The sequence below is a fragment of the Pseudomonas sp. M2(2023) genome, assembly GCF_030263955.1.
GTDB classification, from domain to species: domain Bacteria; phylum Pseudomonadota; class Gammaproteobacteria; order Pseudomonadales; family Pseudomonadaceae; genus Aquipseudomonas; species Aquipseudomonas asiatica.
Genome location: NZ_CP127114.1, coordinates 277,227 through 296,113, shown reverse-complemented (window position 1 = coordinate 296,113; position 18,887 = coordinate 277,227). Strand labels below are relative to the sequence as shown.

Annotated in this window: 19 protein-coding genes; 8 read left to right on the top strand and 11 right to left on the bottom strand. The window is 62.0% G+C overall.

The genetic code is table 11. From position 1 onward, the window contains the following. Positions 1-137 precede the first annotated feature (137 nt). Both QN085_RS01370 and hslO read right to left on the bottom strand, forming a co-directional pair. Complete coding sequence (locus tag QN085_RS01370; protein ID WP_013970460.1) at positions 138-1,679, bottom strand: phosphoenolpyruvate carboxykinase; 1,542 nt, start codon at positions 1,677-1,679, stop codon at positions 138-140. A gap of 179 nt (positions 1,680-1,858) precedes the next feature. Then, positions 1,859-2,758, bottom strand: coding sequence for an Hsp33 family molecular chaperone HslO (hslO, locus tag QN085_RS01365; RefSeq protein ID WP_013970459.1), 900 nt, complete (start codon positions 2,756-2,758; stop codon positions 1,859-1,861). Between the two features lie 121 nt (positions 2,759-2,879). On the opposite strand from hslO, the gene QN085_RS01360 reads away from it, so the two are divergent. Then, positions 2,880-3,674 (top strand): phosphatase PAP2 family protein, encoded by a 795-nt coding sequence (locus tag QN085_RS01360; RefSeq protein ID WP_023662013.1) that lies wholly within the window; start codon positions 2,880-2,882, stop codon positions 3,672-3,674. Positions 3,675-3,803: 129 nt separating this feature from the next. Here QN085_RS01360 and QN085_RS01355 read toward each other — a convergent pair whose 3' ends face one another. Next, positions 3,804-4,205 carry an RNA-binding S4 domain-containing protein gene (locus QN085_RS01355; RefSeq protein WP_013970457.1) on the bottom strand — a complete coding sequence of 134 codons (402 nt, stop codon included), beginning with the start codon at positions 4,203-4,205 and terminating at the stop codon, positions 3,804-3,806. Between the two features lie 109 nt (positions 4,206-4,314). On the opposite strand from QN085_RS01355, the gene rimB reads away from it, so the two are divergent. The 5 genes from rimB to QN085_RS01330 all read left to right on the top strand — a co-directional run bounded on the left by rimB (position 4,315) and on the right by QN085_RS01330 (position 8,876). After that, complete coding sequence (gene rimB / locus QN085_RS01350) at positions 4,315-4,797, top strand: retropepsin-like aspartic endopeptidase RimB (protein ID WP_003257436.1); 483 nt, start codon at positions 4,315-4,317, stop codon at positions 4,795-4,797. After that, the gene (gene rimK, locus QN085_RS01345; RefSeq protein ID WP_013970455.1) at positions 4,794-5,699 is read left to right on the top strand and encodes a 30S ribosomal protein S6--L-glutamate ligase; all 906 of its coding nucleotides are present in this window, start codon (positions 4,794-4,796) and stop codon (positions 5,697-5,699) included. Before rimB ends, rimK begins: the two co-directional genes overlap by 4 nt. Positions 5,700-5,762: 63 nt before the next feature. Then, complete coding sequence (locus QN085_RS01340) at positions 5,763-6,326, top strand: DUF6436 domain-containing protein (RefSeq protein ID WP_013974684.1); 564 nt, start codon at positions 5,763-5,765, stop codon at positions 6,324-6,326. A gap of 85 nt (positions 6,327-6,411) precedes the next feature. Continuing rightward, positions 6,412-8,604, top strand: a complete 2,193-nt coding sequence (locus tag QN085_RS01335; RefSeq protein WP_023662888.1) for a pyocin-S2/colicin E7-DNase domain-containing protein — start codon at positions 6,412-6,414, stop codon at positions 8,602-8,604. Further along, complete coding sequence (locus tag QN085_RS01330; protein ID WP_023662887.1) at positions 8,601-8,876, top strand: bacteriocin immunity protein; 276 nt, start codon at positions 8,601-8,603, stop codon at positions 8,874-8,876. Before QN085_RS01335 ends, QN085_RS01330 begins: the two co-directional genes overlap by 4 nt. A 39-nt stretch (positions 8,877-8,915) precedes the next feature. On the opposite strand, the gene QN085_RS01325 is transcribed toward QN085_RS01330, so the two are convergent. Then, positions 8,916-9,467 (bottom strand): sugar O-acetyltransferase, encoded by a 552-nt coding sequence (locus QN085_RS01325; protein ID WP_013974687.1) that lies wholly within the window; start codon positions 9,465-9,467, stop codon positions 8,916-8,918. 86 nt (positions 9,468-9,553) lie between these two features. Here QN085_RS01325 and QN085_RS01320 point away from each other — a divergent pair, with 86 nt between their 5' ends. Beyond that, entirely contained in the window at positions 9,554-11,917 is a 2,364-nt protein-coding gene (locus QN085_RS01320) for a penicillin acylase family protein (RefSeq protein ID WP_041506305.1), read from the top strand. A 65-nt stretch (positions 11,918-11,982) separates the two neighbouring features. Then, a complete protein-coding gene (locus QN085_RS01315) occupies positions 11,983-12,801 on the top strand; it encodes an alpha/beta fold hydrolase (protein ID WP_023662782.1) in 819 nt (272 codons plus the stop codon). Between the two features lie 123 nt (positions 12,802-12,924). Here the strand turns inward: QN085_RS01315 and QN085_RS01310 are convergent, their stop codons facing one another. From QN085_RS01310 to QN085_RS01280, 7 genes are all read right to left on the bottom strand, one after another. Beyond that, positions 12,925-13,797: a transporter substrate-binding domain-containing protein gene (locus QN085_RS01310; protein ID WP_023662781.1), complete on the bottom strand. Its 873-nt coding sequence runs from the start codon at positions 13,795-13,797 to the stop codon at positions 12,925-12,927. After that, a complete protein-coding gene (locus QN085_RS01305) occupies positions 13,794-14,567 on the bottom strand; it encodes an amino acid ABC transporter ATP-binding protein (RefSeq protein ID WP_023662780.1) in 774 nt (257 codons plus the stop codon). Before QN085_RS01305 ends, QN085_RS01310 begins: the two co-directional genes overlap by 4 nt. Then, positions 14,564-15,223, bottom strand: a complete 660-nt coding sequence (locus QN085_RS01300) for an amino acid ABC transporter permease (RefSeq protein WP_041506306.1) — start codon at positions 15,221-15,223, stop codon at positions 14,564-14,566. Before QN085_RS01300 ends, QN085_RS01305 begins: the two co-directional genes overlap by 4 nt. Continuing rightward, the gene (locus tag QN085_RS01295; RefSeq protein WP_023663341.1) at positions 15,204-15,869 is read right to left on the bottom strand and encodes an amino acid ABC transporter permease; all 666 of its coding nucleotides are present in this window, start codon (positions 15,867-15,869) and stop codon (positions 15,204-15,206) included. Before QN085_RS01295 ends, QN085_RS01300 begins: the two co-directional genes overlap by 20 nt. A 185-nt stretch (positions 15,870-16,054) precedes the next feature. Continuing rightward, the gene (locus tag QN085_RS01290) at positions 16,055-16,840 is read right to left on the bottom strand and encodes a MetQ/NlpA family ABC transporter substrate-binding protein (RefSeq protein WP_023663342.1); all 786 of its coding nucleotides are present in this window, start codon (positions 16,838-16,840) and stop codon (positions 16,055-16,057) included. A gap of 175 nt (positions 16,841-17,015) precedes the next feature. Continuing rightward, on the bottom strand, positions 17,016-17,846 hold the full coding sequence (locus QN085_RS01285) for a sigma 54-interacting transcriptional regulator (protein WP_013974691.1): 831 nt from the start codon (positions 17,844-17,846) through the stop codon (positions 17,016-17,018). Positions 17,847-17,910: 64 nt separating this feature from the next. After that, entirely contained in the window at positions 17,911-18,492 is a 582-nt protein-coding gene (locus QN085_RS01280; protein ID WP_013974692.1) for an alpha/beta hydrolase, read from the bottom strand. Positions 18,493-18,887 lie beyond the last annotated feature (395 nt).

Genomic DNA, 18,887 nt, shown 5'->3' with positions numbered 1-18,887 from the left:
CCCACAGGTACACCACCAACGTTGAATGCAGTGCAGTACCTGTAGGAGCGGCTTTAGCCGCGAAGAGGCCGGTACAGGCAGTAGAAAACGAAAAGGCCGCCCGTTGGGGCGGCCTTTTCGTTACCGGCAAGCTCAGCTTACAGCTGCGGGCCAGCGGCCTTGATGGCGTCGGAAACTTCGAACTTCTTGAAGTTTTCGATGAACAGCTTGGCCAGGCCTTTGGCAGCCTCGTCGTAGGCAGCCTTGTCAGCCCAGTTGGTGCGCGGGTTGAGCAGCACGGTATCAACGCCTGGAACGGCCTTAGGCACGTCCAGGTTGATGATGTCCAGGTGCTCGGTTTCGGCACCGATCAGCGCGCCGCTCTGGATCGCAGCGATCACGGCACGGGTGGTCGGGATGCTGAAGCGCTTGCCAACGCCGTAGCCACCGCCGGTCCAGCCGGTGTTGACCAGGTAGACCTTCGAGTCGAAGCCCTTGATACGCTTGATCAGCAGCTCGGCGTATTCGCCAGCCGGGCGCGGGAAGAACGGGGCGCCGAAGCAGGTGGAGAAGGTCGACTTGATGCCGCTGCCCGAACCCATTTCGGTGGAACCGACCAGCGCGGTGTAGCCGGACAGGAAGTGGTAGGCCGCCTGCTCGTTGTTCAGGATCGAAACCGGCGGCAGTACACCAGTCAGGTCGCAGGTCAGGAAGATGACTGCGTTCGGCTCGCCGCCCAGGTTCGCTTCGGAACGCTTGGCAACGTGCTCCAGCGGGTAGGCCGCACGGCTGTTCTGGGTCAGGCTGACATCGGTGTAGTCGGCGTGCTTGTTGGCGTCGAGAACGACGTTTTCCAGCACGGCGCCATGCTTGATGGCTTTCCAGATGACCGGCTCGTTCTTCTCGGACAAGTCGATGCACTTGGCGTAGCAGCCGCCTTCGATGTTGAAGACCACGCCCTCGCCCCAGCCGTGCTCGTCGTCACCGATCAGGTAACGGCTTTCGTCGGCCGACAGGGTGGTCTTGCCGGTGCCGGACAGGCCGAAGAACAGGGTTACATCGCCTGCTTCGCCGATGTTGGCGGCGCAGTGCATCGGCAGTACGTCGGCAGCCGGCAGCAGGAAGTTCTGTACCGAGAACATGGCTTTCTTCATTTCGCCGGCGTAGCGCATGCCAGCGATCAGAACCTTCTTCTGAGCGAAGTTGATGATCACGCAACCATCGGAGTTGGTGCCGTCACGCTCAGGCTCGCACACGAAGTTGGCGACGTTGAGGACCTGCCACTCGCCACGACCAGCCGGGTTGTACTGCTCCGGGTTGATGAACAGGCAACGACCGAACAGGTTCTGCCAGGCAGTCTGGGTGGTCATCTTCACCGGCAGGTAGTGCTCGGCGGCCGCCCCTACGTGAACGTAGGAAACGAAGTGATCCTGGGCGTTGTTGAACGCCTCGACGCGGTCCCACAGGGCATCGAACTTGTCGGCCGGGAACTTGCGGTTGATCGGGCCCCAGGCAATGGCATCCTGGGTGGAAGGTTCTTCGACGATGAAACGGTCAGCCGGCGAACGGCCTGTACGGTGACCAGTCTCCACGACCAGTGCGCCAGTATCGGCTAGTACGCCTTCACCGCGTTGCAGCGCTTCTTTTACCAGCTCATCGACGCTCAGGTCGGTGTACACGGTGTTTTTGGCTTGCGTCATGAGATACCCCATCCGGCCCGAGGCCGAGTGCTCCAAACGTTTTGTAGTTGTCTTGAAAAAACTACTACAGCGAAAAAAGTGGCCGGATTATGCCAGAAACGCCCAAAAAAAGTAGGCCCCTCCTGTCAGAACTGCGCTTTTGCGCAATTCGACAGGAGATTATCCTGTAGTTAAACGTTTCAGTGACGAGTTTCTGAGGCTACGTCAGTGCCGCCACCAGCAAACAGTTGCGCCACATCGCTGGCGTCGAAGAAATAGCGCTCGTTGCAGAACTGGCAATCGATCTCAACCTGGCCGCCACACTCTTCCACCAGTGCCTTGGCATCGTGCTCGCCCAAACTGACCAGCGCATTGCCGGAACGTTCGCGAGAGCAGCTGCAGTTGAAGCGCAGCGGCTGGATATCGAACAAGCGCACGGCATCTTCGTGGTACAGGCGGTGCAACAGGGTTTCGTTGTCCAGCGCCCACTCATCGGCCTTGAGCGTGGTGGCCAATGCCACAACATGCTGCCAGCTTTCTTCACGCTCTTCATCGTCCGGCTGGCGATCGCGCGGCAGTTGCTGCAGCAGCAGGCCACGGGCCTTGCCGCCTTCGGCGTTGAGCCAGAAGCGCGTGTTGAGCTGTTGCGACTGGACGAAGTAGTTGGTGAAGCACTCCGACAGGGTGGCGCCGTCGAGGTCGACAGTGCCCTGGTAGCGCTGGCCCTTGACTGGATCAATGGTCAGGGTCAGGTGGCCGTCAGGCATCAGCTGCGACAGGGTCGCATTCGCCGGGATCTGGTCCGCTTCGTAGCGGGCCATGCCACGGATGTCCCGGTCACCCGAACATTCGACCATCAACAGCGGGATCGGCCCTGCGGAACGCGCCTGCAGAATCAGCAGGCCGTCGAACTTCAGCGCCCCCACCAGCAAGGCGGTGGCGGCCATCAGCTCGCCCAGCAGTGCCTGCACCGGCTGTGGGTACTCATGACGCGCCAGCACCGCGGCGTAGCTGTCATCGAGAGACACCCACTCGCCGCGCACATCGCGCTCGTCGAAGATGAAACGTTGGGTGAAATCGGTATCAGGCAAGTCGCTCATAGGTTTTGGCTATCTGAAAAATGATGACAAAATGGTTACAAGGGTTGTCGGAAAACATGCGAGAACCCGTGACAGAGCGCTCACAAGGCGCTCCGATTCCTGTTTGCAATAGAGGTATTTTATGGACAATCGACCACTGTTCCAAGCAAGGTGGTCCTGGGGGCCATTGGCAGCCTGTACGCTGCTTCCTATCGCTCTACTGTGTTTCTGGTTATGGCCCATTGGCCAGATCTTGTGCCTGACTTTCGACGAGTGGCTATTCCACAGCCTGAATGCGCCGCTGGCCGACAACACCACCTGGCGCTACATCTGGACCGTCGGTAGCCTGCGCCCATTCGACATCGTCGTCGGCCTGATCCTTCTGGCAGTGCTTATCCGTGGCGACTGGGTGTTCAAGGCAACCCAGGTGCGCCAGGCCTTTTTCGGCTTCCTGGTCACGCTAATCCTCTTAGTGGTGATTCGCGCGCTGTTTTCCAAGTGGGTGGATGCAGCCGGCTGGCAGCACAAGAGCCCTTCGATGATGTTCGACGAGGTGGTGCACCTCAGCGACTACTATCCGAACCTGGAGGCGGTCTGGGAGCTCAAGGACCGTTCCAGCAAGAGTTTCCCGGGCGATCATGCCTCGGTGCTGCTGGTCTGGGCGCTGTTCATGAGCGTGTTCAGCCGCCGCCTGGTGCAGTACCTGGTGGTCTGGGGGTTGGCGGTTTTGTTCATGTTGCCGCGCCTGGTGGCCGGTGCCCACTGGGGGCAGGATGACTACATCGGCGGGCTGCTGATGGCGGTGCTGGCGTTGGGCTGGAGCTGCTACACGCCGCTGGCGGCCAAGGGAAGTGCGGTGCTGATGCGCTGGACGGCGCCAGTGTTCGCGATCACGGCCAAGTTACCGCTGGTCGGGCGCTTGGCGGTGACCCGCTAGATCCTTGGGGCTACTGCGTAGCCCATCGCGACACAAGGCCGCTCCCACAAGTACCGCACAAGGCATTCAGGCAACGCCCTGCTTGTGGGAGCGGCCTTGTGTCGCGAAAGGGCCGCAAAGCGGCCCCGGCTATTCGAAGCTCCCATGCAACTGATGAATCTGCCGCCGCTGCTTCTTGGTCGGCCGCCCATCGGTGGTCACGCCCATCGCCCCGGCCTTGCGCAGTTCCGCCGCCTGTTCACGCCGGCGCACGCTGTCCTCGGTCTCTTCGTACAACGTCTGCGCCTCTGGCGCCCCACGCCGCACCACCGACAGAGCCTTCACCACCACGGTGCGCTCGTCGAACCCGGTGCGCAGCACGAACTCGTCACCCACCCGCGGCTCCTTGCCCGGCTTGCAGCGCTCACCCCGGCAATGCACCTTGCCGCTCTCGATCGCCGCCTTGGCCAGCGCGCGAGTCTTGTAGAAGCGTGCCGCCCACAGCCATTTGTCCAGGCGGACCTTGTCGTCGTCTTCGGCTTTTTGTGCCATCCCGTTACCTCGAACGCTGTGTTTCATCGAACTGTACTACCGTAACGATCGGATGCAAAAAATCCCCGCCGTGCTTACAGTTCACCACCTCATCCGCAGGGTGCGTTTCGTGAAGACATTTGACCATTTGACTGTGATCGGCCTGCGCGAGTGGGTCGCCCTGCCCGACCTCGGCGTGGCCGGGCTGCGCGCCAAGATCGACACTGGTGCCAGCACCTCCAGCCTGCACGCCACCGAGGTGGAACCGTTCGAGCGCGACGGCCAGCCCTGGGTCCGCTTTACCGCACATCTTGGCTCGGTGGTGCAGTTGCGCCACCGCCGCTGCGAGGCACCGCTGGTGACCATGAAAACCATCAAGAGCTCCAACGGCCAGGCCCAGACCCGCTATGTCATCCGCACGTCACTGGCCCTGGGCGATGGTGTGTGGGAAGTGGAGTTCACCCTGGCCTGCCGCAAGAACATGCGTTATCGCCTGTTGCTGGGTTCCAAGGCCCTGATCCATGGTCAACTGGTGGTCAACCCTGGCCTCAAATACGTACAAGACAAACCGGCATTCCCGGCCACCCTTTCTACTGCCACAGGTGCTGCATGAAGATCGCTGTGCTGTCGCGCAATCCGCGTCTGTATTCCACCCGCCGCCTGGTCGAAGCCGGTACCCAGCGGGGCCACGAAATGGTGGTGATCGACACCCTGCGGGCCTACATGAACATTGCCAGCCACAAACCGCAGATCCACTACCGCGGCAAGCCGCTGGAAGGCTTCGACGCGGTGATCCCGCGCATCGGTGCATCGGTGACCTTCTATGGCTGCGCAGTGCTGCGCCAGTTCGAGATGATGGGTGTGTATCCGCTCAACGAGTCGGTAGCGATAGCCCGCTCCCGCGACAAGCTGCGTTCACTGCAATTGCTGTCGCGGCGCGGCATCGGCCTGCCGATTACCGGTTTCGCCCACTCGCCGGACGACATCCCCGACCTGATCCAGATGGTCAACGGCGCCCCGCTGGTGATCAAGGTACTGGAAGGTACACAGGGCATCGGCGTGGTGCTGTGCGAAACCACCAAGGCCGCCGAATCGGTGATCGAGGCGTTCATGGGGTTGAAGCAGAACATCATGGTGCAGGAATACATCAAGGAAGCGGGTGGCGCGGATATCCGCTGCTTCGTGGTCGGCGACAAGGTCATTGCGTCGATGAAGCGCCAGGCCAAGCCAGGCGAATTCCGCTCCAACCTGCACCGCGGTGGAGTGGCCAGCCTGATCAAGATCACCCCGGAAGAACGCATGACCGCCATTCGCGCGGCCAAGGTAATGGGCTTGAGTGTGGCGGGTGTGGATATCCTGCGCTCCAACCACGGGCCGCTGGTGATGGAAGTGAACTCATCGCCGGGGCTGGAAGGCATCGAAGTGACCACCGGCAAGAACGTGGCCGCCATGATCATCGAGCATCTGGAGAAGAATGGTGGGCCTAATCAGACTCGGACCAAGGGTAAGGGCTGAGATTTTGGGGCTGCTGCGCAGCCCATCGCGACACAAGGCCGCTCAGGGGGCCGCGGAAACTTCATGAAGACTCGGATCATCAAACCGCTGTGCATGGCAATCGCCCTTCTGGTCGGCCTGACCATCCTCTGGCAGGCCTACACCACGTTCCAGGCCCGCTACCTGCGCCCGTTCGACAATCAAGCCACGCTGTTCGACGGCAGCCAGCTGCAGTTGCCCCCCGAGCTGGCCGGCCCCGGCCCGATCAGGGTAGTGCATTTCTGGGACCCGGCCTGCCCGTGCAACGTCGGCAACCAGCAGCACCTGGGCGACCTGGTCAGCCAGTTCGCCAGCCAGGGTGTGACCTTCCACGTGCTGCAAAAGCCCGACAGCCACGGCCAGCTGCCCGCCAACCTCACCGCCCTCAAGCCACTCGCCAGCCTGCCCGGCAGCGAACACCTGCCCGCCTCCCCGGCCGTGGCCATCTGGGACCGGCAAGGCCACCTGGCCTACTTCGGCCCCTACAGCGAAGGCGCCGTGTGCAATGCCAGCAACAGCTTTGTGGAACCCATCATCAAGGCCTTGCTTGAAGACCGGCCGGTGCAGGCCAGCAATACATTGGCCATAGGGTGTTACTGCCCCTGGTAGTTAGTGGCTACCCGATAGATATCTACAGCTTCAGCCCGAGGGAGGATTTTTACCGTAGCGACATACAGATCAATGGAGAAACTGTATGTCACAAGGTTCCACCGAGCTTCCCAACAGCTATGTAGACAGCACCCGTCTTCCCGTCGGCCCTCAACTTTGGGGCACCCACCCCGGTGCATCGTTTCAACTGGTATCCGTTTTCGAGCCTGGGCGCCTGGATATCGACCTGATCGTACAGACCGAAAACGGCAAGTTAGGCGTTCAAAAGGCGCATGAACAGCGCCTCGCCACGTTACAGCAAGACCTCGACCAGGCCTTACGTGATCAAGCGGGCTCGCTGAATGGTCTTGGCGAAATCCAGGCGACAGAACGCACCATCGCTGCCATCAATGAGCTTCAGGCATTGTTCGCTACACGCCTGCAAGCAACGCGTGATCAGGCTTACAGCTTCTTCGGCGGTGACCCGGTAAATCGCAACCTTCATGAATTCCTGGCTGTAGCCCGAAAACCAAACGCTCCAGCAGACCCTCAGCAAGCGTGGCTCGACTCTTACCGAGCGGCGTTCGACGTGAAGTACCTGGAGCAGGTAAGCGGCGAGTTGGCCCAACGCCAACAACAGCTGCAGAGCACCTTGTCCACTCTCAGGATGAGGGAAAGTCATGATCAGGATATTGACCGGACGCTCCAACAGTACCATCAGGCCCTTGCTCAACTGGGCACAGCCAGCCAGGCGTTCCTGCAAGCCAGCAGCGCGTTGAAAGCGATGCTGACGGCCTTCGAGCGCCATCAGCAAGAAAGCGTTGCCCCGCAAGCAGCACTCGAGCATAGCCGCGAGCTAGAACGGGAAACGTCCGACCTGCTCAAGGCGCGCGAGCAGCTTGCCTCAACCTACTCCAGCATGAACCTGAGTCAAGGCCACTTGGCGTCGCAAGCTACCTGGATCGATTCCGCGCTCCAGTACCACGCGCCAGAAGGTTCCGCAGACCGCAAAGCGGCATTGCTAAACGTGCAGGCACAGCTACAAGCCCAAATTGCCGCCCATACCCAGACATCGCCCGCTGAAAGTACGGAGGTGATGCGGTTACTGGCACAAACAGACAACACCGTCGCCACCGTTTTCGACGAGCAGACTTCGCTGGCCGTCTTGTCTGGCCGTACTCCTGGCAATACACCTGTAACGTTCAACGCCTGGGTAGCCAGTATCCACCACCCGCTGATCCTGGCGACCTCACGCGGTGGCATAGCCCATTTCGAACCGATCTGGCTCGACTTTGGCGAAGCACTCGGCAAAGCCGCCCAACGTCTGCTCACCGGTGGGCTCCTGGCGGTCGCCAGGTATGTTCCTCTGATGCTGTATTCAGCTCGTCTGGGCGATGGTGAGCGCATGGGGGTGACCGTCCCGCTCGCCCTGATGAGTCCCGGCGCGGACCTTACCCTCGAAGCAAACCGCAAAGCTGGTCAGACGCTTGAGCTGCCCTTGCGGATGGACGCTGTCCCTCAGGGCAAGCAGACGGAGGTGTACTTGGCAGCCACGGATGGCAGCGCCCTTCTGCGCGATGTGCGCGTACGCCAGGCACAGTGGGACGCAGCCCAAGGCGCGTACAGATTTACCGCCGAAGGCCCAGGTGGCGCAACGCTATTTTGGCACCCGGCGACGCCGCCCTCGACGCTGTCTGCCACCGGCGAGAACGGTACGGTCATCCCTGGCTCCCCTATCGTCGAGGATCTGCAGAAGCACCTTCCGGGCCCTATCATCGTCCCGCCGGATCCGGATATCCGTACGCTCCCTGAACTGCCCGAACTGCAGATCGACGACTACGTCATCATCTTCCCGGCAGACTCGGGGCTGGCGCCGATTTATGTGATGTTGCGCAACCCACGGAATTTACCAGGGGTTGCAAGCGGCAACGGCGTTATCACACCAGACAGGGTTCTGGATGCAGCCACTACTGCGGCGGGCGCGCCGATTCCAGCAAAGATTGCGGAAAGGCTCAGGGGGCGGAGGTTTGCCAGATTCGATAGGCTAAAGGAGGCAATCTGGATGGAGATTGCGACAGATGAGGTATTCAGTCGCCACATCATGCCCGCAATCCTCGACGACATGCGTAGAGGGCTAGCGCCATTCGCCAAGCGCGACCAGCGAGTAGGAAAGCGAGTCAAGTTAGAGATTCACCACAAGCACGAAATTGCAAAGGGTGGCGCAGTGTACGACTTCGATAATCTCGTGTTCATGACTCCCCAAGTCCACATAAACCATCACAGAGGAAACAATCAATGACGTTGAAACAGAGTTTGACGGAGTACACAGAGCCTGAGTTTCTCGCATTGGTGTCGGATCTATATGCGGATCGGACGGGCCTCAAGGGTGCTGAGCTGGAAAAGCACCGGATTGATATTGTTCTTCTTTTCGAGAAGTTGACCGAGCACCCTGACGGGTCAGACGTGATTTATTACCCCCCAGATGGGGCAGATGTCAGCCCGCAAGGCGTCGTCAACCGTATTAAAGAATGGCGCGCCGCCAACGGCAAACCCGGCTTCAAAGCCGCCTGACCCTAAGCCCTGCGGCCAACACCGCAGGGCTTTTTCATATCAACCACGCACCCGCGCCGGGCTACCTACAACCGTCACCCCCGCCGGCACATCCCGAGTCACCACACTACCGGCACCCACCACGGCGTTATCACCAATGGTCACCCCCGGCAGGATGATCGCCGCGCCGCCGATCCACACGTTGTTGCCGATGGTCACCGGCCGGCCACTCTCCAGCCCTGTGCGGCGCACCTCGGGGTCGAGCGGGTGGTCGGCGGTATAGATCTGCACGTTGGGGCCGATCTGGCAATCATCACCGATATGCACCGGCAGCACATCGAGGATCACGCAGTTGAAATTCATGAAGGTGTTGCGGCCGACGCTGATGTTGTAGCCATAGTCGCAATAAAACGGCGGGCGGATCACCGCGCCTTCGCCGACCTGGCCAAAGTGCTCTACCAGGAGCCCATGGCGTGCGTCGTTGAGCAATTCGACACTGCTGTTGTAGCGGTGCATCCAGTGCTTGTTTGCGATCTGCTCGGCCTGCAGCTCGGGGCAGCCAGCGTGATAGAGCTGGCCTGTAAGCATTTTCTGTTTTTCGCTGAGGGACATGGAAACTCCTTCCTGGGGCTATGCTCTGGTCGCGAATCCGCCGATCATCGGACCACATTTTTCGCTTGAACGCACAAGGAGCCTGCATGAAGCGCAGCTTGACCCTGTTGGCCGTGGTGGTTGCCGTGGCCGCCGGCGCCGGATACTGGTACGTGCAGGGCAAGCTGCCGCAACGCGAGGGCGAGGTGGCCATTGCCGGCCTGCAGGCGCCAGTCAGCGTGCGCTACGATGCCCGCGGCGTGCCGCACCTGCAGGCGCAGAGCGAGCCGGACCTGTATCGTGCTCTCGGTTACGTGCATGCCCAGGACCGGCTGTTCCAGATGGAGATCCTGCGGCGCCTGGCCCGGGGTGAGCTGGCCGAGGTGCTGGGCGACAAGCTGCTGCCCACCGACACCCTGTTCCGCAGCCTGCGCATTCGCGAACAGGCAGCACTGATGGCCAAGCGTCAGGACCGCCAGTCACCCGCCTGGCAAGCCCTGCAGGCCTACCTCGACGGGGTGAACAGCTGGCAGGCCAGCCACCCAAAACCCGTGGAGTTCGACCTGCTCGGCATCACCCCGCGCCCATTCAGCGCCGAAGACACTCTGAGCATCGCCGGCTACCTGGCCTACAGCTTTGCCGCCGCGTTTCGCACCGAGCCCGCGCTCACCTATATCCGCGACCAGCTGGGCCCTGAGTACCTGAACATCTTCGATCTCGCCTGGCAGCCCGAGGGTGCCTTGGGTACACCGCTGGCCGCTGCCGACTGGCAAAGCCTGGAGGCCCTCGCCCGCCTCAGCCATGACGCGCTGGGCGATGCGGGCATCCCTCAATTCGAGGGCAGCAACGCCTGGGCCGTGGCCGGCAGCCGCACCCGCAGCGGCAGGCCGCTGCTGGCCGGCGACCCGCACATCGGTTTTGCGGTGCCGGCGGTGTGGTACGAGGCCGAGCTGTCGGCGCCGGGCTTCAACCTGTATGGCTACTTCCAGGCGCTCAACCCATTCGCCCTGCTCGGCCACAACCGCGACTTCGGCTGGAGCCTGACCATGTTCCAGAATGACGACGTCGACCTGATCGCCGAGCGCACCAACCCTGTCGACGCCAACCAGGTGATGGTCGACGGCAAATGGCAGGCGCTGGAAAAGACCGAGCAGCAGATTGCCGTCAAAGGCGAAGCACCGGTCACCCTCAGCCTCCGCCGGTCGCCCCATGGCCCAATCGTCAACGACGTGCTGGGTGCCACTGCCGGGCCCACGCCAATCGCCATGTGGTGGGCGTTCCTGGAAACCGAAAACCCGCTCCTCGACGGTTTCTACCAGCTCAACCGCGCGGATACCCTGGGCAAGATGCGCGAGGCTGCGGCCAAGGTGCATGCGCCAGGGCTGAACCTGGTCTGGGCCAATGCCCGTGGCGATATCGGCTGGTGGGCGGCGGCGCAGTTGCCGATCCGCCCCGACGGCGTCGACCCCGTGTTCATCCTCGATGGTGCCAGTGCGCAGGCGGACAAGCTCGGCTTCTACCCCTTCAGCGTCAACCCGCAGCAGGAGAACCCGGCACGCGGCTACATTGTCTCGGCCAACTACCAGCCTCCGGCGGCAGTGCCGATACCCGGTTACTACAACCTGCCGGACCGAGGCCGCCAGCTCGATCGCCACTTGGCCAACCCCGATGTGAAGTGGGATACCCAGAATAGCCAGGCGCTGCAGTTGGACACTGCAAGCGACTATGGCCCGCGCACCCTTGCACCACTGCTGGCAACGCTACGCGCAGTGGCCGAAGGGGACGAAGAGAAGGAGCTGGTCGAGCAACTGGCAGCCTGGAGCGGCGACTACCCGCTCGACTCGACCAGTGCCACGCTGTTCAACCAGTTCCTCTACGAGCTGGCATTCGCGGCCCTGCATGACGAGCTGGGCGACACCTGGTTCCCGGTACTTATCAGCACCCGCGCCATCGACGCCGCCCTGCCGCGCCTGGCGGCGGATGCCGATTCGCCGTGGTGGAACACCCGCGGAGCCAACCAGCGCACCGACCGTAACGCCGTGGTGCGCATGGCGTGGCAGAACACCTTGAAGCACCTGCGGGAAACCCTGGGCAACGACCCGGCCAGTTGGCAGTGGGGCAAGGCCCATACCCTGACCCACAACCACCCGCTGGGGGTCAAAAAGCCGCTGAACCTGCTGTTCAACGTCGGCCCGTTCGCCGCACCGGGCACCCATGAAGTGCCGAACAACCTCTCGGCGAAGATCGGCCCGGCGCCATGGCCGGTGACCTATGGGCCGTCGACGCGGCGGCTGGTCGACTTTTCCGATGCCGGGCAGGCGCTGACCACCAACCCGGTCGGGCAGAGTGGCGTGCCGTTCGACAGGCATTTTGCGGATCAGGCCGAAGGGTATGTGCAGGGGCAGTACCAGAAGGCGCAGATGGGGGTGATTCCGGCGCAGAGTACCTTGCGTCTGGTGCCAGCTCAGTAAAGGGGCTGCAAAGCGGCCCCGACAATTTCGAATACCCTACAGCACTCCCAGCCGAGACCCATTCCATGCAAAGACACTTCATCGAAATCGACGGCGCCCGCATGAGCTACATCGACCAGGGCCAGGGTTTCCCGGTCCTGCTCGGCCACAGCTACCTGTGGTCCGCCGAGATGTGGCAGCCACAAATCGAAGCCTTGTCAGCACACTTCCGCGTCATCGTCCCCGAGCTGTGGGGCCACGGCGGCTCCGATGCTCCGCCTGCCACGACCATCGACATGAACAGCTTGGTCCACCAGCACCTGACGTTGCTGGACAAACTGGAAATTACCAAGTGCCACCTGGTCGGGCTGTCGGTAGGCGGTATGTGGGGGGCACCGCTGGCTGCTACCCACCCTGAACGAATTGATCGCCTGGTGCTCATGGACACTTACCTGGGCGCCGAGCCGGAGGAAACTCGGCTCAAGTATTTCGCCTTGCTGGATACCGCCAGCGCAGCCGGCGAATTCAGCGACCCGTTGCTCGACATCATCGTGCCTATTTTTTTCCACGCAGGCGGCCAGACCGTGCCTGAAATCCGTGAGCGGTTTCGTGCTCAGCTGAAGGCAAGCAGTGCACAAATCATTCGCGAGAGCCTCGATCCCATGGGGCGGATAATCTTTGGACGACACGACCTGCTGGCGCAACTCGAGCAGCTGCCGAGCGAGAGAACCATCCTGATGTGCGGCGACCAGGACATTCCGCGGCCGCCGGAAGAGTCCAATGAAATGGCGCGGATCATTGGCTGCCTGGCGGCGCAGATTCCGTTTGCGGGGCATATCTCCAGCCTGGAGAACCCGCGGGTGGTGAATGAGTTCCTGTTGAACTGGCTGCCGCGTAATCGTTGAAGTAATCGGGGCTGCTTTGCAGCCCTTCGCGGGCTTGCCCGCTCCCACAGGGTCCTGCATACGCCGATCGATGTGGGAGCGGGCGAGCCCGCGAAGGGCCGCAAAGCGGCCCCGATGGCACCGTCACCCCTGCCACTTGCCCCCTTCCACAATCACGCTTTCCGGCTTGGTGTCATCGCTCAGTTCCTTGCGCACATACTGGTCATACAGCTTCAGCAGAAACTTCTCTTCCCCCAGCTTGGCCAGCTCGGCATTCACCCAGTCACGCAGCTCGGTGTTGCCCTTCTTCACCGCCGGTGCAATCGGGGCTTCTTCACCCAGCAGCTCAGGCAGCACGCGGTAGCCCGGGTTCTGCTTGGCCCAGCTGAACAGAATCAGGTTGTCCTGTGCATAGGCATCGCCACGGCCGGTGGCCAGCGCTTGCAGCGACTCGCTGTTTTTCTCGAACTTGAGCAGTTTCCAGTCCGGATGGTTCTTGGTCAGCCAAATATCAGCGGTAGTGCCGGTGGTGACAATGATGGTCTTGTCGGCCAGGTCGTCGAGCTTCTGCACCGGGCTGCCATCCGCGACGATGGCCTGCACGGCAACGCGCAGGTTGGGGTTGGTGAAGTCCACCGCTTCCTTGCGCTCCGGGGTCACGGTCATGTTGGCGAGGATCAGGTCGACCTTGTCGCTCTGCAGGAACGGGATACGGCTGGCCGGCTCCACGGCAACGAACTCGACCTTGTTTTCATCACCCAGCAGGTCCTTGGCCAGGCGCCGGCCGATGTCGGTATCAAAGCCCACGTAGCGGCCCTGCTCATCGACGAAACCGAACGGTGGCTTGTCGGTGAACACCCCGACAATCAGCTTGTCGCGAGCCTTGATGGTTTCCAGGTAGCTGGTGGCCGGCGAGGCCGCCGCGGGCTTGGGTGGTTCTTCAGCCTTGTTGCAGCCGGCCAGCAGGGCCAGGCCGAACAGCGGCGCCAGCAGTTTGGTGAGGTTGGCAGTTTTCATGACAGTTCCTTGTGCAGTGTCTTCGGCAGGCTTTCTACGAAGGAGAATTTCTCCAGGAACTGCTGCGCGCGTGCGGTCCGCGGTCGGGTGAAGAAGCTCTCGGGGTCACCCTGCTCAAGGACCCTGCCGGCCTCCATGAACACGATGCGGTCGGCCACCGCACGAGCGAAGGCCATTTCGTGGGTAACGATGAGCAAGGTCATGCCGTCGCGGGCCAGGCCCTGGATCACCTGCAGCACTTCCTTGACCATTTCCGGGTCGAGGGCCGCGGTAACCTCGTCGAACAGCATCACCTCGGGGTTCATGCACAGCGAACGCACGATGGCGATGCGCTGTTGCTGGCCCCCGGACAACTGCCGGGGAAAGGCGTCACGCTTGTCCAGCAGGCCGACCCGCGCCAGCAGCGCCTCGGCCTGGGCCTGCGCTTCGGCGCGCTCGCGCTTTTGCACCTTGAGCGGGCCAAGCAGCAGGTTGTCGATCACGCTCATGTGGCCGAACAGGTGATAGCTCTGGAACACCATGCCGACCCGCTGGCGGATCTCGCGCCAATCGGTGCGTGGGTCGAGCAGCTCCTGCCCGGCCAGGCGCAGGTGGCCGCCGTGGGCCTGCTCCAGGCCGTTGAGGCAGCGCAGCAGCGTGCTTTTGCCACAGCCGCTGGGGCCGAGGATGACTACCACCTCGCCAGCCGCCACCTGGAGGTCGACGTCCTTGAGCACCTGCTGCTCGCCAAAGAACTTGTTGAAACCCTGGAATTCGATCAATGCGCTCATGAGTGGGCCCAGCGGCGTTCCAGCACGCGTGAAGCGGCGGACAGCGGATAGCAGACGATGAAGAAGAACAGGAACAAGGCGCCGTAGATCAGCACCGACTCGTAGGTGCGTTCGATGATCTGCTGGCCGGCCTTGACCACCTCGACCACGCCGATCAGCACCGCCAGCGAGCTGGTCTTGATAATCCGCGTGTAGATGTTGATGGTCGGCGGGGTCATGCGTTTGAGCGCCTGTGGCAACAGCACGTAGCCATACAGCTGCCAGCCGGCCAGGCCGATCGACAGCCCCGCCTCGCGCTGGCCGCGCGGCAGCGAACGCAGCGCGCCTCGCACCACCTCGCCCACCTCGCTGGCGCCCCACAGGCCCAGCACCAGCACCGCGCACCAGAAGCTGGGGATACTCAGGGCAAAGAAGATCGGCAGGCCGAAGAACACCAGGTACAGCCAGACCAGCACCGGGATGGCACGGAACAGCTCCAGGTACACCTGCAAGGCGATGTTCAGGGCCCGGTTGCCCAAGGTTGCCAGCACCCCATAGAGCACACCGCCCAGCGTCGCGAAGAGGATGCCCAGCGCGGAGATGGCCAGGGTCTGCGCCGCACCGCCAGCCAGCTGCGGCAACGCCTGCAACAGCAGTTCAGAAGCCGAACTGGGCATGTTGCAGCCTCCTTTCGACATGGCGCAGCAGCAACGACAGCGGCAGGAACAGCAGCACGCAGAGCAGGGTCAGCACGCTGAGCATTTCATAGGTCTTGTAGTACAGCGCGATGTAGTTCTTGGTGGTGTAGAGAATTTCCGGCACGGCCACCGCCGACACCACGGTGGTTTCCTTGAGCAGGAAGATGAAGTTGGCGAACAGTGCCGGCAGGCTGAGAATGCCGGCCTGGGGCAGCACCACGTGGCGCAGCAGCTGGCCTTCGGACAGGCCGATGGAGCGCCCGGACTCCAGCTGGGCACGGGGCACGGCCTCGACGCCGGCACGCAACACCTCGGTGAGGTAGGCACCGCCCATGAAGGTCATGGTGATGATTGCCGCGGCAAAGCCGGAAATCTTCAGGCCCAGACTGGGCAAGGCGAAGTAGACGAAGAACAGCTGGATCAGCAGCGGCGTGTTGCGCGCCAGCTCCACGTAGGCTTTTACCAGGCGCCACAGGTACGGGGTGCGCAACACCAGCAGTGTGGCGTTGACCAGCGCGACCAGCAGCGAGGTGGCGATGGCGATCAGGCCGACCTGCAAGGTCACGCCCACGGCCTTGAGGAAGGCGGGCAGCGTGCTGAGGATGAATGCGGTGTCGAGGGTCATGGGTAACGCAGGTGTGCAGGGTGCGCGTGGGCACGATAGATAGACTCTAATGATCTAAAAACTTTTTGATAAATACCTTTATAGAATAAACATATCACCGAGACGTCCCACAGGGTTCTGCGCCACAAATGAAAACGCCGACACAAGGGTGTCGGCGTTGGGTCATGCAAGGTAATGCAAGCGCATCAGAACGCCGGCAGCACCGCACCCTGGTACTTCTTGGCGATGAATTCCTTCACTTGCGGGCTGGTCAGGGCCTTGGCCAGTTTCTGGATGGCTTCGCTGTCCTTGTTGTCCGGGCGGGCAACCAGGAAGTTCACGTACGGCGAGTCGCTGCCTTCGATCACCAGCGCGTCCTTGGCCGGGTTCAGGCCGGCTTCCAGGGCGTAGTTGGTGTTGATCATGTCCAGGTCGACCTGGTCCAGCACGCGCGGCAGCATGGCCGACTCAAGCTCGCGGAACTTCAGCTTCTTCGGGTTCTCGGCAATGTCCTTGGGGGTGGCCAGGGCGTTCTTCGGATCCTTCAGGGTGATCAGGCCAGCCTTCTGCAGCAGTAGCAGGGCGCGGCCGCTGTTGCTGCCCTCGTTAGGGATGGCAACGGTAGCGCCTTCTTTCAGTTCGCTCAGGCTCTTGACCTTCTTCGAGTAACCACCAAAGGGTTCGACATGCACGCCGATCACGGTTTCCAGGTGGGTGCCCTTGCCTTCGTTGAAGTTCTGCAGATAAGGCAGGGTCTGGAAGTAGTTGGCGTCCAGGCGCTTCTGGTCAACCTGCACGTTCGGCTGCACGTAGTCGGTGAAAACCTTGATCTGCAGGTCCACACCTTCCTTGGCCAGGGTCGGCTTGATCAGCTCGAGGATTTCGGCGTGCGGTACCGGGGTGGCGGCGACAACCAGTTTCTCGGCGGCGGTAGCCAGGCCGGCAAACGACAGGGCAGCGGCCAGGGCAGTGGTCAGCAGGGTCTTCTTCATGGTGATCCTTGTTCTGGTTCTGGGCCATCGACGATGGCGAATCGGGTGCCCAACCGGTTCACCAGCGGGCGTGAGGCGGACAATACCCAGATTTTTTATTCCGTAAAAATATCTTTTATTTAGCTGCTTATTCCAAAAACAAAATGCTATCAGCCATTTTGCTTTTGAGCAGTGCCTAGCGCGCAGGGTCGGGCAGGTCCAGGTCCTCTGCCAGGATCTCCTCGCCATCATTCAGCAGCAAGGCAAAGTGGATGACATTCTCCAGTTCACGGGTGTTGCCGGGCCAGGGGTGTGCCTCCAGCGCCTGCTGTGCCGCCTCGCTAACCAGCGGCACAGGCCGCTGCAGGCGCACGCTGTAGATGCCCACGAAGTACTCGGCCAACGGCAGAATATCGCCCGGCCGCTCGCGCAGTGGCGGCAGCTCCAGCGTGCCCTCGCGCAGGTACTGGTACAGGCGCTCGTTGAAACGCCCCGCGCGCACCACCCGCGCCAGGTCGATACTGGTGGCGGCTACCAGGCGCACGTCCACCGGTTGCGGCTGCTGCGCGCCCACCCGGGTAACCTCACGGTTTTCAAGGGCGGCCAGCAGCTTGCCCTGGATGGCCAGCGGCAAGTCGGCGATCTCGTCCAGGTACAACGTGCCGCCGTTGGCCGAGCCGAACCAGCCGGCACGGCTGCTGGCTGTGCCGCCTTGGCTGCCGGCACTGTAGCCGAACAGCTCGGCATCGGCGTAGGTGGGGCTGATGGCAGCGCAGTTGACCGACACGAACAACCCACTGCGGTCACTGGCACGGTGGATCTGCCGAGCCAGCAGTTCCTTGCCGGTACCGGTTTCGCCACGGATCAGCACTGGCAAGGGTTGTGGCGCCAGGTGCTCGAGCTCCTCGCGCAGCTGCTGCGAACGTGGGTCGATGAACACCAGCGCCTTGGCGCGGATGCTCAGCGGGCTCTTGTCCAGTTCAGGGAAGGTCAGCAACGGCTGGCCAAAAGGGTTTTGAAAAGTCATGACGAACTCCCGCCCCAGACCTTCAATGGCCGGGCGTCAGGCAAACGGTAAACAGTAAGGGCGATCAGGCGCGGCGCAGTGCGCGCTGCTCGACCCGGCTCTGCAAGCGATACAAGTAGGCGAAACCTTGTTCCCAGCGCTCATGGCCGGACTTGACGTTGATGTGCCCGGCGTTGGTCAGCAGCCCTGCTTCGGCGCCCCAGACCTGGGCCAGATACAACGCCCTTGGCACGCTCACGGCCGGGTCGTTGTCCGAGCTGACCACCTGGCTGGGGAATGGCAGTGCTTCGGTCGGGATCGGCGCGAAGTTGCGCAGAGCCGGCGCGCAGGTTGGCCGCTCTACGTCAGCGGGTGCCACCAGCAGCGCGCCACGTACCCGCCGCAGCAGGGCCGGGCTGGCCTGCGCGGCCCAATGAGCGACGGTTATGCAGCCCAGGCTATGGGCAATCAGAATCACCGGCGAGCGCTCGGCGGCAATCGCCTGCTCCAGTGCCTGCACCCAGTCCTGGCGTTGCGGGGTCAGCCAGTCGTGCTGCTCGACCCGGGCACTGTTGGGCAAGGTGCGCTGCCAGTGACTTTGCCAATGGTTGTCTGGCGATCCTTGCCAGCCCGGCACAATCAGGTAACGAATTGACTCATTGCGCATGGGGACGCCTCCAGTGAGTTTGCGTGCTTGGAGACAAGTATAGGGAGGGAGTTATATCAGTAAAGGAATAAGAAGATATTTATTAATAACCAAAATATCAATATTGTGCGCCCCCCTGTGGGAGCTGGCATGCCCGCGAAGCAAGCACCGCGGTGGATGGCACGGGCTTCGCCCGTGTTCGCGGGCACGCCCGCTCCCACAGGGATCACGCAAAAAAAAAGGGGCCATCCCCTGCCAAGAGATATGGCCCCTAAGCACTTGCCTGAAGAAAGTTCACGGGTTCAGCGCGCGGTAATCACCGCCAGCTTGCTGATCCCCGCACGTTCGATAGCCGCCATGGCCCGCGCTGGACATTACCCATTGATCAAGCTCCTGGGACTCGATTCAGGTGTGTG